Source organism: Bacillus stratosphericus (assembly GCF_020524495.1).
Classification (GTDB): Bacteria; Bacillota; Bacilli; order Bacillales; family Bacillaceae; genus Bacillus; species Bacillus stratosphericus_B.
Map to the genome: position 1 here is coordinate 127,858 of NZ_JAIVLB010000001.1, position 15,058 is coordinate 142,915.

Here is a 15,058-nt window from a genome sequence, read left to right on the forward strand (position 1 = left end):
TCTATGAGGTTAGCTAGCAAACATGGCCAGCAGTAAATATAAAAACGGCAGAACGAATAAAAAGCTGTCAAACCTGTCCAAAATCCCGCCATGACCAGGGAGTATTGTTCCTGAATCCTTCACATGGTAATGACGCTTTAAAGCAGATTCCACAAGGTCGCCAAGCTGTCCAAAAATACTTAACAAAAGGGTAATAAACATAACAAGCAGATATGATGGCAAAAATCCTGTAACCGCCTGAAACACAAGTGACAGCACGACCGCTGTGACGATTCCACCGATAAATCCTTCTACTGTTTTGTTTGGGCTGATCTCTGGCCAAAGCTTTCGTTTCCCCATAGACTTCCCAATAAAATAGGCACCTGAGTCAGTGGACCAAATAATCACCGCTGCGAAGAAGATCGCACTCATGCCATATAAGCCTCTAATTTGAATAAAATAATAGAAACTAACGCCAATATATAATGTGGCTAATATAACAAAAGCAACCTCATCGAATGTGAAAGAGTTTTTGCTCAGAACTGTATAAGTTAAAAGGATTAAGACAGCGAATAAAGCAATCTGCATTTTTGATGCGTCTACGTTCGGGAAGAAGCTATTTTCTCCACCCATTAAAAACCAAAGCAATATTAAGCTGACAATACCAGGAAAGCTGAAAATAGAGATCTTTTTCATTCTAAGAAGCTCAAAAAGAGCGACACTTCCCATTAAATAAATCAGCAGGGTAAATGGCATTTGTCCATAAATCACTGCAAGCAAAAACATTGCAGCTGCCAAAACACCCGTCAAAATTCTTTGTTTCATCTGCACCACCCTCTAAATTCCACCGAACCTCCGGCCGCGGCGCTGGTACTCTCCGATAGCGCCTATGAAATGCTCATCAGAAAAGTCAGGCCAAAGCACATCCGTAAAGACAAACTCGCTATACGCAATTTGCCAAAGCATAAAGTTGCTTAATCTAATTTCTCCACTTGTGCGAATAAGCAAATCCGGATCTTGAAGAGATTCTGTCATTAAATAAGCTGAAAACATCTCTTCTGTGATGTCTACTGCCTTAAGCTTACCTTCTTTGACTTTTTCAGATATTTGTCTGCATGCTGAGACGATTTCTGTGCGCCCTCCATAGTTGAGCGCAAAGTTCAGAACGAGTCCGTCGTTATTCTCCGTACTCTTTATTGCGTTCTCTACCGCTTTTTTTGTATGTTGCGGGAGGCCTTCTGGATCACCTGTTAAACGCACACGGACATTTTCCTCTATGAGTTCAGGCAGGTAGATGTTTAAAAATTCTTCAGGAAGCTTCATTAAAAAATCTACTTCTAATTTTGGACGTTTCCAATTTTCCGTAGAGAAAGCATACAAAGTTAGCACTTTGACATTGAGCTCATTTGCAAGCTTTGTCATGCGCTTGACGACTTTCATTCCTTCATGATGTCCTGCTACCCGTGGAAGAGCACGTTTCTTCGCCCATCTTCCGTTCCCGTCCATGATAATGGCGATATGTTCAGGAATTTCTCCATTTATTATGTCTTCTTTTGTCAGGCTTTCTAAGTTGGAAGCTGCTATTTGCTGATTCTTCCAATTTTTGAGTATATTGAGCATGAGATTCCTCCATCACCCAAAAAGGTTGCGTTCCCGCTAATAATATAGTCATCAACAGTATTAACAAAAAAACCCCCTGTAAACATGAAGAGGGGCTTTCACTATTATCTATTGTACATAGTTTTTTCTTAAACTTCCATGATTTCTTTTTCTTTATCTTTCGTCACGTCATCAATTTTAGCGACATATTCATCTGTCAATTTTTGAACATCCTCTGTAGATGATCTTAATTCATCTTCAGTGATCTCCCCATTTTTCTCAAGCTTTTTCAAATCATCGTTTGCATCACGACGAACGTTACGAACAGCTACTTTTGATTCTTCTGAGTACTTTCTCACAACTTTTACAAGCTCTTTACGTCTTTCTTCAGTAAGTGCAGGGATCGCAATGCGGATCACATTTCCGTCACTTGTTGGCGTGATGCCTAGATCTGACTTTTGGATTGCTTTTTCGATATCACCGATCGCTGTTTTATCGTAAGGTGTGATAATAAGCATACGTGCTTCAGGCACTGTGATCGACGCAATTTGGTTGAGTGGTGTTTGTGCACCGTAATAATCAACTGTCACTTTATCTAGTAGTGAAGCATTTGCCCTGCCAGCGCGAACAGTTGCTAGTTCACGTCCGTATGATTGAACGGCTTTTTCCATTTTTTCTTTTGTTTGGTTCAACACTTCTTTTGACACGTTATTTCCCCCTCACGATCGTTCCGATTGATTCGCCACTTACGGCACGTTTAATATTTCCTTCCTCCATTATGGAGAATACGATTAAAGGAATGTCATTGTCCATACATAATGAGGACGCTGTAGAATCCATGACTGCAAGACCTTCTTTTAATACATCAAGATACGATAGCTTATCATATTTTACTGCATCCGCATCTGTACGTGGATCAGCACTATAGACTCCGTCTACATTATTTTTGGCCATTAAAATGACATCTGCTTCAATTTCTGCTGCACGAAGTGCTGCTGTTGTATCTGTAGAGAAATAAGGGTTACCAGTACCTGCAGCAAAAATCACGACTCGTTTCTTCTCCAGATGACGGATCGCTTTTCTTCTTATGTATGGCTCTGCAACCTGTCTCATTTCAATAGAGGTTTGTACTCTAGACTGAATCCCAAGCGTCTCTAGGCTGTCCTGTAATGCCAGCGAGTTCATCACTGTTGCAAGCATACCCATGTAGTCTGCTGTTGCTCTGTCCATTCCTAAGTCACTGCCTGTCTTACCGCGCCAAAGGTTTCCGCCACCTACGACGACTGCAACTTCAACATCAAGTTCTGCAATTTCTTTTACTTGCTTTGCAATGGATTGAATGACAGTTGGGTTAATTCCATTTCCAGCATCACCTGCTAGTGCTTCGCCACTTAGCTTCAGTACAATGCGATTATATTTCGGTTTGCTCATGATAACCTCCAAGTGTAAACTATACCGTCTCTTATTATGCGCAAGAAACGGCCTTTTGTAAATCAATATCCTCTAAAAAATAGGGAACACAGTGCTTGTGCTCCCTAAAAAAGCCCCAGAGAGCTTTTCAAACATTACTTTTTCACTTGGCTCATGACTTCTTCAGCAAAGTTGTCTTGACGCTTTTCGATTCCTTCACCCACTTCATAGCGAACGTAAGTTTGAACAGTTGCGTTTTTCGCACCTACAACTTGTTTCACTTTTTCATCTGGGTTTTTAACGAAAGCTTGGTCAAGTAAGCAAATTTCTTCGAAGAATTTGTTTAGACGGCCTTCCACCATTTTAGCTACGATGTTTTCAGGCTTTCCTTCTTGAAGCGCTTGCTGCGTTAATACTTCGCGCTCACGGTTTGCTTCTTCTTCAGACACTTGGTCACGAGAAATGTATTTAGGATTTACAGCAGCAACGTGCATTGCAATGTCTCTTGCAATCTCTTCATCAGTTGTTCCGTTAAGAACAGTTAATACACCGATGCGTCCGCCCATGTGCAAGTAAGAACCAAATGCAGCGTTATCTTCTTTCGTGATGAGAGAGAAACGACGTAGAGTGATTTTCTCTCCGATTTTCGCAATTGCAGATGTGATATGCTCTTCAACTGTTGAACCATTTTCCATTTTAGAGGCATGAGCTTCTTCAATTGTTGCAGGTTTAGCAGCAAGTAAATGATCAGCAAGTTCGTTAAGAAGTGTTTGGAATCCTTCGTTTTTCGCAACGAAATCAGTCTCAGAGTTCACTTCAAGGATGACGCCTGTGTTGCCGTCAGTTTTGATAAGAGTTAATCCTTCTGCCGCAATACGATCTGCTTTTTTCGCAGCTTTTGCGATTCCTTTTTCTCTTAGAAGATCGATTGCTTTGTCGATGTCACCATCAGTTTCTGTTAACGCTTTTTTACAGTCCATCATACCTGCACCAGTTTTTTGACGCAGTTCTTTTACTAATTGAGCAGTAATTGCCATTTTACATTTCCTCCTTCTATGTTAAAACACGGATTAATAGGTGAAAAAAAGGTGATAAAAGGCATTTCCCTCTTATCACCTTTTGAATAGGTTACGCAGTTGTTGTTTCAGTTTCTGTCGTTTCTCCTACAACAGCTTCTTCTTCGCCTTGTTTAGACTCAAGAATCGCATCTGCCATTTTAGCAGTTAGAAGTTTTACAGCACGGATTGCATCATCGTTTGCAGGGATCACAACATCAATTTCATCTGGATCACAGTTTGTGTCAACGATACCGATGATTGGGATATTTAGTTTACGAGCTTCTGCAACTGCAATGCGCTCTTTACGAGGGTCGATAATGAAAAGTGCATCTGGAAGACTCTTCATGTCTTTGATTCCGCCTAAGAATTTCTCAAGACGCTCTAATTCTTTTTTCAGTTGAACGACTTCTTTCTTAGGGAGAACTTCGAATGTGCCGTTTTCTTGCATTTTTTCAATATCTTTTAAACGCTTGATACGTTTTTGGATTGTTTCAAAGTTTGTTAACGTTCCCCCAAGCCAGCGTTGGTTTACATAGAACATACCAGAACGGATTGCTTCTTCTTTCACTGAATCTTGTGCTTGTTTTTTCGTACCAACGAAAAGGATTTTTCCTCCGTCAGCAGCAAGGTTTTTCGTGAAGTTGTAAGCTTCCTCTACTTTTTTCACCGTTTTTTGAAGATCGATGATGTAGATACCGTTACGCTCTGTAAAGATGTAACGCTTCATTTTTGGGTTCCAACGGCGTGTTTGGTGACCGAAGTGAACACCAGCTTCTAGCAATTGCTTCATAGAAATAACTGACATTTTGTTGCCTCCTAATATAATGGTTTTTTTCCTCCGCTTAAATCATGTCCACATAAAACTGCGCCACGGCAGCACCTTCATATGAATCATCAAGCGTGTGTATTTAACACCAAGAAATAATATAACACATGATGGACTGACAATCAAGAATCCTTTACAGCTTTCCGCTAAATTTCAATAAAAGCTCGATTTCTGTCTTACCAGTTTTTAGTTCTTTCGCTATTTCTTCTAGTGTCATCCCTTGATCATATAAAGCTTTCACTTGTTCTTGAAATGTTTCTTCTATTTCACTTTCACAAGGTGCAGCAGCTTCTGTTTCAAGACTTGGAACGGGTTCATTTACCTTCTCTTCCTGCACCTCAACTTCGCTAAGAAGAGCCGACATCAGCTCTTCATCAAAAAAATCAGGGGAAGCAGCTGCAGCTTTTGATAGTTTGTCATTCTCTTCTTTGACTTCCATTAAAAATGCAGCCAATGTATTTTCCGTTTCTTCAAGTAGCTCTCGCTGTTTTTGTTCGGTTGCCTTCAGCGAATTCATTCTCGTGTATAAAATAATCACAAAATAAATAAGTGCAGCATGAAGCATGAAGCTGATCAGCCATAACATATTTTTTCACTCACTAACTCTTTAAGATTGAATGGCTTTATCAAGCAAATGCTTAAGCTTGAACAATGCCTTTGAATGAATCTGGGAAATGCGGGAGGTGGATAAGTTAAGCACTTGACCGATTTCCGTTAATGTCAATTCCTCTGTATAGAAAAGACTAATCACAAGCTTTTCTTTTTCCGAAAGCTCTGTGATTTTTTCAGCAAGCTGTTTGATCAATTCGTCTTTTAGCATTTTCTCTTCAGGTGTCACAGACTTTTCGTCCCGAATCATGACTTGGACGTTTTCTCCGTCTTCTTGATCATGCAACTTCTCGTCAATTGAGAGCAAATTCGCAAAGAAGCCTTCATTCATGGTTGTAACAACATCCTGTTCACTCATGCCTAGCTCCTTGGCAACCTCCGTTGGCGTCACATTTCGTAAATAACGCTGTTCAAGTTTTTCAATAGCCGCTTCTACTTTTTTTGTTTTTTCTCTTGATGTACGAGGCAGCCAGTCCTCTTTACGAAGACCGTCGATGATGGCCCCGCGAATTCTGAAGGATGCGTATGTATCAAACTTCAGATCTCTTCCGGGGTCAAATTTTTCAAGGGCATCATATAAACCGAGCATCCCTAGACTGATCAAGTCTTCTTTATGCACTGACTTCGGGAGACCGATGGAAATTCTTCCAACATGATATGTGACGAGCGGCATATAGCGGCGCATAAGATCATCTCCAGCAGCTGGGTCCTTCCACTCTTTCCATCTAGCCCATAGCGCCTGATCTTCGTAATTTAAGGATTGCATCTTTCTCCCCCTATACTTCCTTAGTTATATCTTCATAATCCCTTGCTTCACAGTACGGATCTCAAGCTCTGTCGTAAGCGGATCGAATTCAATCGTACGGCCATTGTTACCGCCCATGTCCTCACTAATGATCGGGATATGGTGAAGAGACAAATGTTCTTTCACAGCTGATACGTTTCTAGGTCCAATTCTCATCAGATCATTGGTTGACTTAAACTTAAACATTTCCGCTCCACCAGCGAGTTTCGCCTTTAGCGCATGTTTGCGCGCTCCTTCTTTTAAGAGCAGATCAATTGTATGCTTGACACCTGTATCTCCATATTTGGCCAAGTTCTCCACTGCCCCTTTTGCAAGAGATGAGTCAGGAAGCATGACATGGACAAGACCTGCCAGCTTTTTCTCTTGGTCAAACAGCACAAGTCCTACGCAAGAACCAAGACCGGATGTCCGAATGCGATCTGGTGATTTGACAAGCTGAACATCCGCTATACCAACCTTTACAACTACCGGAATCTGCACGTTCATTATAGGTTACCTAATGCTTTGAACAGTTTGTCAAACGATTCAAAGTCTGGTAATAGAAACATATTTCCTTTCAGCTCTTGCTTATTTTGATCATCAAAAATCGATGTATCAATCACAATCGCCTGATCCCCAAGAGGACTGAACTGCATTAGCCCTTCACTAATCACAGCCCCAAACATGTCAAGAGTGACATCTGGAACACTTGGATAAAGCTGCAATTTTGTCAAATCTGCAAGGGCGGATAAATAAGAGCCTGCTAAAATATTTCCTAATTCATGCAATGCGGACGTCCCAAGTACATGCTCATGAATGGTATCAATATCAAATGCCGGATCCTGTACAAGCTCTCTCACAAATTGCTCTGCTTGCTCAAACGGCATAATAAAAAAGATAGAACCGGATATATCTCCTTCCATTCGCAGAAAAATGCTTGCAACTGGAAGATCTGCACCGCCAAGGAAATCCATTAGATCTTCAAACGAGAGAACCTTAACAAAAGGAACAGCCATATCGATTTTACGATTTAATAGGTTGGCTAGAGCAGACGCTGCGTGGCCTGCCCCTATATTCCCAACCTCTCTCAATACATCTAGCTGTTCATCTTTAATTTCACTGAAAATGCTCATTTCACATCCCCCTTAATGAACAGGCGCAATATTCTTATCGAGGACCGCACCAGCATGAATGATATTAAATAGACGCTGGTCATGCTTAATGATGCCTGTCACCCATGATTGCCCTTCTTTTTCAGAATCAGGAGAAGATTCTACCTCTTCCTGATTTACCGTGATGACATCGTTTGCCTCATCAACAATCCAGCCGACCTCAATGTCACCCACGGAAACAATAATCATTCTTGTTTCATCCGTAATCTCGTTTTCAGTTGATCCAAGTCTGACTCTGAGGTCAATGACAGGAGTTACCACACCGCGCAGATTAATGACACCACATATATAAGGGGCAACGCCAGGAACTCTTGTCGGCTGCTGCCATTTTTCAATGGACTTTACTTCTGATACTGAAATGGCGTATTCTTTTTTGTTTACGATAAACACAATCATCTTTTCACCAGTTTTGATATCTGTACTCATTTCAGACCGCTCCTCTATTGTTTTTTACTTGATCATTGCATTACAGTCAACGATGAGTGCAACCTGACCGTCACCTAGGATTGTTGCGCCTGATATCGCAAATACGTTTGGTAAATAATCTCCTAGTGATTTCAATACAACCTCTTGCTGACCAATAAATGAATCGACCACAAATGCTGTCAGTTTATCTCCTTTACGGACAACGATGATGTGCAGTTCTTCCTCTAATTCATTCGCATTTGGTACGTGGAACTGTTTCTTCAAGTATACAACTGGTACGATAAATCCGCGGAAGTCAATGACTTCACGATCATGCGTTTGAAGGATGTCGCTTTTCTTAATCACAGCCGTCTCAATAATAGAAGAAATCGGAATCGCAAATGTCTCCTCTTCCAGTTTTACAAGAAGAACGGAGATAATCGATAATGTGAGTGGAAGCTGGATAGAGAACAATGAGCCTTGTCCTTCTGTTGAGTTAATGCTCACAGAGCCACCTAATGATTCTAGCTTGTTTTTCACGACATCAAGTCCTACACCACGGCCTGAAATGTCAGAAATCGTATCAGCTGTAGAGAATCCTGCTGCAAAGATCAGTGAATCAATTTGATGATCTTCAAGGGTTTCCACTTCTCTTTCGGTAATAACGCCGCGCTCTAATGCTTTTTCAAGCACCTTTTTACGGTTAATTCCACCACCATCATCTTCTACCTCGATGAAGACGTGGTTTCCGCTATGATAAGCCTTTAATAGGACTGTTCCTTTTTCTGGCTTGCCTTTTTTCACACGTTCTTCTGGCGATTCAATGCCATGATCTAGACTGTTTCTAAGTAAGTGTAAAAGCGGATCTCCAATCTCGTCGATGACTGTTCGATCAAGCTCTGTCTCAGCGCCTTCAATGATGAGTTCAATTTTTTTATTGAGCTCTTTCGTCAATTGACGGATCATACGCGGAAACCGGTTAAACACAGTTTCTACAGGTACCATTCTCATGTTCAGGATGATCGATTGCAGGTCGCCAGAAATACGTGTCATTCTTTCCACTGTATCGGTAAGTTCGTTGTTTTCAAGCTCTTTGGCAATCTGTTCTAAACGCCCTCTATCAATGACGAGTTCTTCAAATAGATTCATGAGAGAGTCCAGACGATCGATGTTGACACGAATTGTTTTTGTCCCGCCGGGAGCTGCACCGTTATTGCCATTTGCTTTTGGTACATCGTTTGCTAGTGCTTTAGCAGCAGGGATGGATGCTTCTTCTTTTTTCTGTTCAGGTTTTGCTTTTTGTTTTTCAGCAGCGGCAGTTTCTTCAAATGCAGAAACTTCAGAGATTTCAACATTTTCAACCTCTGAGATCGCCGTCACGATTTTTTTCACTTCATCCATCGGCTGTTTAGATAGACAAGAAATGCTAAATTCAGATTCAAAATCTTCTGATTCTAAAAGTTCTGCATTCGGGACCGTTTTGACGACCTCGCCTGCTTCATTCAATCTTTCAAAAATCATATAGACACGAACCGCTTTTAATAAGCATGCGTCGCTTAATGTCACTGTCAGCTCATAGCATTTGAAGCCTTGTTCTCTGGCTTCATCAAGAACCGTTCGCTCAAATTCATTATAATTCAAGTCGTTAACAGCATTAGCTGATGCATCAGCTAATGCTGCCTCTGCATGGCTTCCTGTCACATCTAACTTTTTACTAATCTCTGTGACATCACGTTTACCATCTCCGCCTTCTGCAATAGATTGAACCATTGCTTCAAGATGATCGAGTGCTTCAAACATCGTGTCCATTGACTCGGGAGTGACAATCATTTGTTCAGTCCGGATGGCATCAAACATGTTTTCTAAGTGATGCGTTAACTGAGCCATATCATCAAAGCCCATCGTTGCACTCATGCCTTTCAATGTATGAGCCGCTCTGAATATATCATTTACTAGCTGCAAGTCAGTTGGGTTCTTTTCTAATTCAAGAAGTTTTTCATTACAAGTTTGTAAGTGTTCTCTGCTTTCATCTAAAAAGATATCTAAGTATTGGTTTACATCCAACATATTCACGCCCTCTCTTTATTCATGGAGCTTATAATTGCATGTGCGATATCATCCACATGCCTTGTTTCATGTGCAAGGCCTGCTTTAATGACTGATTTAGGCATTCCGAAAACAACACATGATTCTTCTTTTTCTGCAATGACTTTTGTATGACCGCTTGCGACCATTTTTTTGACACCTTCTGTACCGTCACTACCCATCCCTGTCATAATGACAGCAATCTTCTCATAACCTTTTATGTTACTGATGGATTCAAATAAATAGTTAACAGAAGGTTTGTGGCGGCTGTAAGTGTCCTCTGAGGACAGCCTGATCACTAAAGTCATCCCTTGTTCATGAAGTGACATATTCATTCCACCAGGAGCTATGTAAGCCACTCCATTTTTAACGATGTCTCCATCTTGTGCTTCTTTAATCGTAATTTGTGATAAATGGTCCAACCTAGTAGCAAGTGATGCCGTAAATCCTGCCGGCATATGCTGCACAATCAAAATTGGCGCCTTTATGTCCTTTGGAAGCTTCGTTACAACTCTTTGAAGCGCCCTTGGTCCTCCAGTAGATGTTCCGATTGAAATAATCTTTTGGAGTGAGCCGCTTTTGACTTCTTGTAGACGTGTAGCAGCTACTGGACTTGGCGGCTTGATGACTAGCTTAGGAGAAACCTGTTTCTCAGTGCGTTTCCTAGACAGGCCTGCCGCAAGTACCCGCTCTACAATTTGGCCTCTTACTTTGTGTAAATCGAGCGAAATACTTCCTGAAGGCTTTGTGACAAAGTCAAAAGCACCGAGTTCTAAGCAATGGATGGTTAAATCCTTCCCTTGCTTTGTCTGGCTTGACACCATAATCACAGCAAGGTCGTGATCAGCCAGCATTTGCTTTAATGCTTCTGTTCCATTTAAAACAGGCATTTCCACGTCTAATGTGACAACATCTGGATTCAATTCCTTGATCCTCTTTAAGGCATCTTCCCCATTACGCGCCGTTCCTACGACTTCAATTTCTTGCTCGGCACTTAGAAAATCACTAATGAGCTTTCGTATAAAGGCCGAGTCATCTACTACAAGCACTCTAATCATGAGTCCACCTTCCTCCTTTTAAAAAAAGAGGACAACTTATCTATAAACGTATGCTGCTCTCTCCGTGACTCTCTTATCTGCTGATGATAAAGTGTTTCTGCCAGCATCTTAATGGTTTTACTCAGTCTTGAATGAGGCTGCATGATATAAAATGGGATCTGTTCAGCTACGGCCTTAGGAACCGCAGGATCATCGGGTACAGCCCCAGCAAAAATAAGCTTTCTATGAAGAAATGATGTGACTACTCCTGCTAATTTCCGGTAGGTTTCAGACCCTTCCGACGGAGTTTTACACCGGTTGACGATAATGTGCACAGACTGTTCAAACTGATGAATGGCTAAATGTTTAATCGCGCTGTAGGCATCCATGATGGAAGTTGGTTCCGGCGTTGTCACGACCACCACTTCTCCTGCTGATAAAACAAAAGGCAGTTGATCTTTTGACAAGCCTGCACCCATATCAAAGAATATACAATCGAAATCGCACATCATCCTCTCCATCTCCTCTAGAAAGAATGACCATTGATCCTTATCTAAAGAAAACAACTGTTCGAGCCCGCTTCCGCCAGAAATGTAATAAAGGTTGTCAGTTCCTTTTGTTATGGCCGCTTGAAAGGGTGTCTTCCTGACGAGAAGATCGAATATGGAGCTAATCGACGTTTTCCCTAATAAAATATCAATATTCCCCATGCCAAAATCAAGGTCGATAACGAGCACTTGCTTGCCTGTATTTGCGATAGAGAGCGCCATATTCAGCGTCAAATTCGATTTGCCCACCCCGCCTTTACCGCTCATGACTGCAATGGTTTTCGCTTGTCCGCTAGAACGAAGAGGCATCGGCGTTATCGTCTGACTTTGCTGAACAAGTTTTCTTAAACCTTCCGCTTGGTCAGGCTTCATCATTGTAAAACCATCCTTGTTAAATCAAGGGGAGAGCTCTCGAGAATATCCTCAGGCACATTTTGGCCATTTGTTAAAAAGCCAAGCCCAATTTGGGATTCTACCATGATGTGAAAGATCGTCCCCATCGTGTCTGTTTCATCTACTTTTGTAAAAATGAATTGATGAATTGGAATGTGCGCAAAACGTTTAACTATGGCTTTCATGTCCTGATACTTCGAGGTTGCACTCATGACGAGAAAACTTTGAATGGTTTCGTCAAATGGAATAATAGCTGTCAGCTCTTTGATATATGCTTCTTCTTTAAAGTTACGACCTGCTGTGTCGACGAAAATATGATCATAATCTTTAAAGAGCTGCTGCGCTTTGACAAAATCTTCTCTTGAATAACAAACCTCAAGCGGCGCCTTTAGCAATTCAGCATATGTTTTCAGTTGTTCGATCGCGGCAATTCGGTACGTATCCGTTGTAATAAAAGCGATTTTCTTTTGCTGCTGAATGGCCGTTTTAGCAGCCAGCTTTGCAATGGTTGTCGTCTTACCAGCCCCAGTTGATCCAAACAGCACAATGTATCTCGAACGAATTGTCGGCTCATCTGAGGTGTGAGTTGGTAGCATGTCTGTGAGCAGTTTTTCTAGTTCTTTTTTAATTTGGTCTTCCTTGACAGCACCCTTTGTTAAAAGACCTTTTAAGCATTGATCTCGGGTCGCATCATCAAGTCCTTGATCCTTCAGCTTTTGATCAATCGCCATGAGTGAATCAGGCAACATTCCAACATGGCGCTCGTTCCTTGCATAATCTAAATGGTGAGATTTAGAAGGCGCCGCTTTGATTGCCTCAACAGCATAAGATGGCTCTTGTACCGGCTTTTCAATTAGTTCCTTTTTCGGTAAAACTGGTGCAGGAGGCACTGAGCTTAGCCCTTTACCAGCTCTTTCTTCAAAATCTTGATCTAGCACCGCAATGACCTCTACCATTTGTTGTTTCTTTAAACCAAACAGCTTTCGTTTGACAACGGTTTTTGAATTTAAAATGACGGCATTCTTACCGAGCTGCTGCCTGATTTGAATTGTTGCCTCCTGCATAGAATTCGCTGTGATTTTTTTCATTTTCATTAGATATCCACCACTCCGATGCTCTGTACTTCTACATTTGCTTCTAGTTCGTTATAAGATAGTACCGGTAAATCTGGGAAATACCTTTCTAACAACTGCTTGACGTACATTCTAATAGGAGGAGAGCATAATAGAACCGGCGTTTCCTGACGAAGCGAAAGTTGTTCAATTTCTTTAGCCACTGATTGAATCACACTTTCAGAGGATTCTGGATCTAACGATAAGTAGTTTCCATGCTCTGTTTGCTGTACGCTGTCAGCAATGACCTTTTCGACTCGACCTGAGCATGTCACGACTTTCAATAATTCATTCTCCCTTGCATATTGTGCGGTTATCTGTCTTGCTAGCGACTGTCTGACATACTCTGTTAACAAATCTGTATCAGTCGTTAGTTTTCCATAGTCTGCAAGCGTCTCAAAAATGGTGACAAGGTTTCGGATGGAGACCTTTTCTTTGAGCAGCTTTGCAAGCACTTTTTGGATATCACCGACCGCTAGCGGATTTGGTGTTATCTCATCCACTAAGACAGGGTAACTTTCTTTTAGATGATCGATTAATTGCTTTGTTTCTTGTCGTCCGAGCAGTTCGTGTGTATTTTGCCTAATCTTTTCTGTGATGTGAGTAGACACAACAGAAGCTGGGTCCACGACCGTATAGCCAAGCATTTCTGCCTGATCTTTTTCTGCTTCTGATATCCATTTTGCCGGTAGACGAAAGGATGGTTCGATTGTTTCAATTCCTTCAATTGGATCATCATCAGGCGTTGGGGACATGGCTAAGTAATGATCAAGCAATAGCTCACCTTTTGCCACTTCGTTCCCTTTAATTTTCAACCGGTATTCATTTGGATTAAGCGCAATGTTGTCTCGAATCCGTACTACTGGAATGACAAGACCTAATTCGAGGGCCAACTGCCTTCGGATCATGACAATTCGGTCTAAGAGATCACCGCCCTGATTTGCATCAGCGAGTGGGATCAAACCGTAGCCAAATTCAAATTCAATGGCATCCATTTGCAGGAGGTGAATAACACTTTCTGGACTTTTCATCTCCTCTACCTCGGCCTGTTCCTCCAGCACCTCTTCGATTTCTTCTTGATCCTGTTTGTTTTTTGACATCATATATGCACCAAGTGCAAGGAATCCTGCGATTGGTCCAGTCAAAAGCACGCCAATTGGTGTAAATACGCCGAGAAGGAAAATCGTTCCTGCTGTGACGTAAAGCATGGTCGGAAAAGCAAACAACTGTCCAGTAATATCTGAACCAAGGTTTCCGTTAGATGCAGCCCTCGTGACAACAATCCCTGTTGCTGTTGAAATAAGGAGTGCCGGAATTTGTGAAACAATTCCGTCCCCAACCGTTAAAAGGGTAAAGTGGGAAGCTGATTCTTGAATTGACATTCCTTGCTGGAGCATCCCAATAATGATTCCAAAAATAATATTGATTATGACGATGATAATACCTGCGATGGCATCCCCTTTGACGAACTTACTTGCACCATCCATCGCTCCATAAAAGTCTGCCTCTCTCGCTACTTTTTCACGGCGATTTCTTGCTTCACTTTCTGTCAGCATTCCTGCATTTAAATCTGCATCAATACTCATTTGTTTCCCTGGCATCGCGTCAAGCGTAAACCTTGCGGCAACCTCTGATACACGCTCAGCTCCTTTGGTGATAACGATAAACTGAATGATGATCAGAATCAGGAAGACAACTAGACCAACAAGTACATTTCCTCCAACAACAAATGAACCAAACGTTTCCACAACCTTCCCAGCATCTCCTGTTGATAAAATAGAACGTGTTGTAGAGATGTTAAGCCCTAAGCGAAACAAAGTTAAGAGCAAAAGCAATGATGGAAATATGGAAAATTGCAGCGGTTCTTGCATGTTCATTGTGGTGAGAAGCACGATAAGCGCAAGAGAAATATTAATAATGATTAAAATACTTAATAGAATTGGCGGAAACGGTATGACCAGCATCGCCACGATTAAAATAACACTGAATAAAACAGATAAATCTCTTGCTGACATGCCTGTTCTCTCCTTTTAAAACCAAA

Annotated in this window: 16 protein-coding genes; all 16 read right to left on the reverse strand. The window is 41.5% G+C overall.

Annotated features, from left to right (window positions below):
- Positions 1 to 9 precede the first annotated feature (9 nt).
- On the reverse strand, positions 10 to 804 hold the full coding sequence (locus tag LC033_RS00690) for a phosphatidate cytidylyltransferase (protein ID WP_226566383.1): 795 nt from the start codon (positions 802 to 804) through the stop codon (positions 10 to 12).
- Positions 805 to 816: 12 nt separating this feature from the next.
- Positions 817 to 1,599: an undecaprenyl pyrophosphate synthase gene (gene uppS / locus LC033_RS00695; protein WP_226566384.1), complete on the reverse strand. Its 783-nt coding sequence runs from the start codon at positions 1,597 to 1,599 to the stop codon at positions 817 to 819.
- Between the two features lie 128 nt (positions 1,600 to 1,727).
- Positions 1,728 to 2,285 carry a ribosome recycling factor gene (frr, locus tag LC033_RS00700; protein ID WP_226566385.1) on the reverse strand — a complete coding sequence of 186 codons (558 nt, stop codon included), beginning with the start codon at positions 2,283 to 2,285 and terminating at the stop codon, positions 1,728 to 1,730.
- A gap of 1 nt (position 2,286) precedes the next feature.
- Positions 2,287 to 3,009: a UMP kinase gene (gene pyrH, locus LC033_RS00705; RefSeq protein WP_008354464.1), complete on the reverse strand. Its 723-nt coding sequence runs from the start codon at positions 3,007 to 3,009 to the stop codon at positions 2,287 to 2,289.
- 134 nt (positions 3,010 to 3,143) lie between these two features.
- Positions 3,144 to 4,025 carry a translation elongation factor Ts gene (gene tsf / locus LC033_RS00710; protein WP_226566386.1) on the reverse strand — a complete coding sequence of 294 codons (882 nt, stop codon included), beginning with the start codon at positions 4,023 to 4,025 and terminating at the stop codon, positions 3,144 to 3,146.
- 91 nt (positions 4,026 to 4,116) lie between these two features.
- A complete protein-coding gene (gene rpsB, locus LC033_RS00715) occupies positions 4,117 to 4,851 on the reverse strand; it encodes a 30S ribosomal protein S2 (RefSeq protein WP_226566387.1) in 735 nt (244 codons plus the stop codon).
- Between the two features lie 154 nt (positions 4,852 to 5,005).
- Positions 5,006 to 5,458 carry a helix-turn-helix domain-containing protein gene (locus tag LC033_RS00720; protein WP_226566388.1) on the reverse strand — a complete coding sequence of 151 codons (453 nt, stop codon included), beginning with the start codon at positions 5,456 to 5,458 and terminating at the stop codon, positions 5,006 to 5,008.
- 21 nt (positions 5,459 to 5,479) lie between these two features.
- On the reverse strand, positions 5,480 to 6,247 hold the full coding sequence (locus LC033_RS00725) for a FliA/WhiG family RNA polymerase sigma factor (protein ID WP_226566389.1): 768 nt from the start codon (positions 6,245 to 6,247) through the stop codon (positions 5,480 to 5,482).
- A gap of 24 nt (positions 6,248 to 6,271) precedes the next feature.
- Entirely contained in the window at positions 6,272 to 6,772 is a 501-nt protein-coding gene (locus LC033_RS00730) for a chemotaxis protein CheD (protein WP_226566390.1), read from the reverse strand.
- The gene (locus tag LC033_RS00735) at positions 6,772 to 7,398 is read right to left on the reverse strand and encodes a chemotaxis protein CheC (RefSeq protein ID WP_226566391.1); all 627 of its coding nucleotides are present in this window, start codon (positions 7,396 to 7,398) and stop codon (positions 6,772 to 6,774) included. Before LC033_RS00735 ends, LC033_RS00730 begins: the two co-directional genes overlap by 1 nt.
- Before the next feature lie 12 nt (positions 7,399 to 7,410).
- Positions 7,411 to 7,863: a chemotaxis protein CheW gene (locus LC033_RS00740; RefSeq protein ID WP_226566392.1), complete on the reverse strand. Its 453-nt coding sequence runs from the start codon at positions 7,861 to 7,863 to the stop codon at positions 7,411 to 7,413.
- Between the two features lie 24 nt (positions 7,864 to 7,887).
- On the reverse strand, positions 7,888 to 9,906 hold the full coding sequence (locus tag LC033_RS00745) for a chemotaxis protein CheA (RefSeq protein ID WP_226566440.1): 2,019 nt from the start codon (positions 9,904 to 9,906) through the stop codon (positions 7,888 to 7,890).
- A 5-nt stretch (positions 9,907 to 9,911) separates the two neighbouring features.
- Entirely contained in the window at positions 9,912 to 10,985 is a 1,074-nt protein-coding gene (locus tag LC033_RS00750) for a protein-glutamate methylesterase/protein-glutamine glutaminase (protein ID WP_226566393.1), read from the reverse strand.
- Positions 10,982 to 11,887, reverse strand: coding sequence for a MinD/ParA family protein (locus LC033_RS00755; RefSeq protein ID WP_226566394.1), 906 nt, complete (start codon positions 11,885 to 11,887; stop codon positions 10,982 to 10,984). The genes LC033_RS00750 and LC033_RS00755 overlap by 4 nt, the downstream gene beginning before the upstream one ends.
- The gene (gene flhF, locus LC033_RS00760; protein ID WP_226566395.1) at positions 11,884 to 12,999 is read right to left on the reverse strand and encodes a flagellar biosynthesis GTPase FlhF; all 1,116 of its coding nucleotides are present in this window, start codon (positions 12,997 to 12,999) and stop codon (positions 11,884 to 11,886) included. The genes LC033_RS00755 and flhF overlap by 4 nt, the downstream gene beginning before the upstream one ends.
- Entirely contained in the window at positions 12,999 to 15,032 is a 2,034-nt protein-coding gene (flhA, locus tag LC033_RS00765; RefSeq protein WP_226566396.1) for a flagellar biosynthesis protein FlhA, read from the reverse strand. Before flhA ends, flhF begins: the two co-directional genes overlap by 1 nt.
- Positions 15,033 to 15,058 lie beyond the last annotated feature (26 nt).

Bases quoted from the DNA above. Each gene is read 5' to 3' on its own strand.
- LC033_RS00740 (WP_226566392.1), bottom strand. From the start codon at position 7,863: ATGAGTACAGATATCAAAACTGGTGAAAAGATGATTGTGTTTATCGTA.
- pyrH (WP_008354464.1), bottom strand. From the start codon at position 3,009: ATGAGCAAACCGAAATATAATCGCATTGTACTGAAGCTAAGTGGCGAA.
- LC033_RS00735 (WP_226566391.1), bottom strand. From the start codon at position 7,398: ATGAGCATTTTCAGTGAAATTAAAGATGAACAGCTAGATGTATTGAGA.
- LC033_RS00755 (WP_226566394.1), bottom strand. From the start codon at position 11,887: ATGATGAAGCCTGACCAAGCGGAAGGTTTAAGAAAACTTGTTCAGCAA.
- flhA (WP_226566396.1), bottom strand. From the start codon at position 15,032: ATGTCAGCAAGAGATTTATCTGTTTTATTCAGTGTTATTTTAATCGTG.
- rpsB (WP_226566387.1), bottom strand. From the start codon at position 4,851: ATGTCAGTTATTTCTATGAAGCAATTGCTAGAAGCTGGTGTTCACTTC.
- flhF (WP_226566395.1), bottom strand. From the start codon at position 12,999: ATGAAAATGAAAAAAATCACAGCGAATTCTATGCAGGAGGCAACAATT.
- tsf (WP_226566386.1), bottom strand. From the start codon at position 4,025: ATGGCAATTACTGCTCAATTAGTAAAAGAACTGCGTCAAAAAACTGGT.
- LC033_RS00690 (WP_226566383.1), bottom strand. From the start codon at position 804: ATGAAACAAAGAATTTTGACGGGTGTTTTGGCAGCTGCAATGTTTTTG.
- LC033_RS00750 (WP_226566393.1), bottom strand. From the start codon at position 10,985: ATGATTAGAGTGCTTGTAGTAGATGACTCGGCCTTTATACGAAAGCTC.
- LC033_RS00720 (WP_226566388.1), bottom strand. From the start codon at position 5,458: ATGTTATGGCTGATCAGCTTCATGCTTCATGCTGCACTTATTTATTTT.
- LC033_RS00725 (WP_226566389.1), bottom strand. From the start codon at position 6,247: ATGCAATCCTTAAATTACGAAGATCAGGCGCTATGGGCTAGATGGAAA.
- uppS (WP_226566384.1), bottom strand. From the start codon at position 1,599: ATGCTCAATATACTCAAAAATTGGAAGAATCAGCAAATAGCAGCTTCC.
- LC033_RS00730 (WP_226566390.1), bottom strand. From the start codon at position 6,772: ATGAACGTGCAGATTCCGGTAGTTGTAAAGGTTGGTATAGCGGATGTT.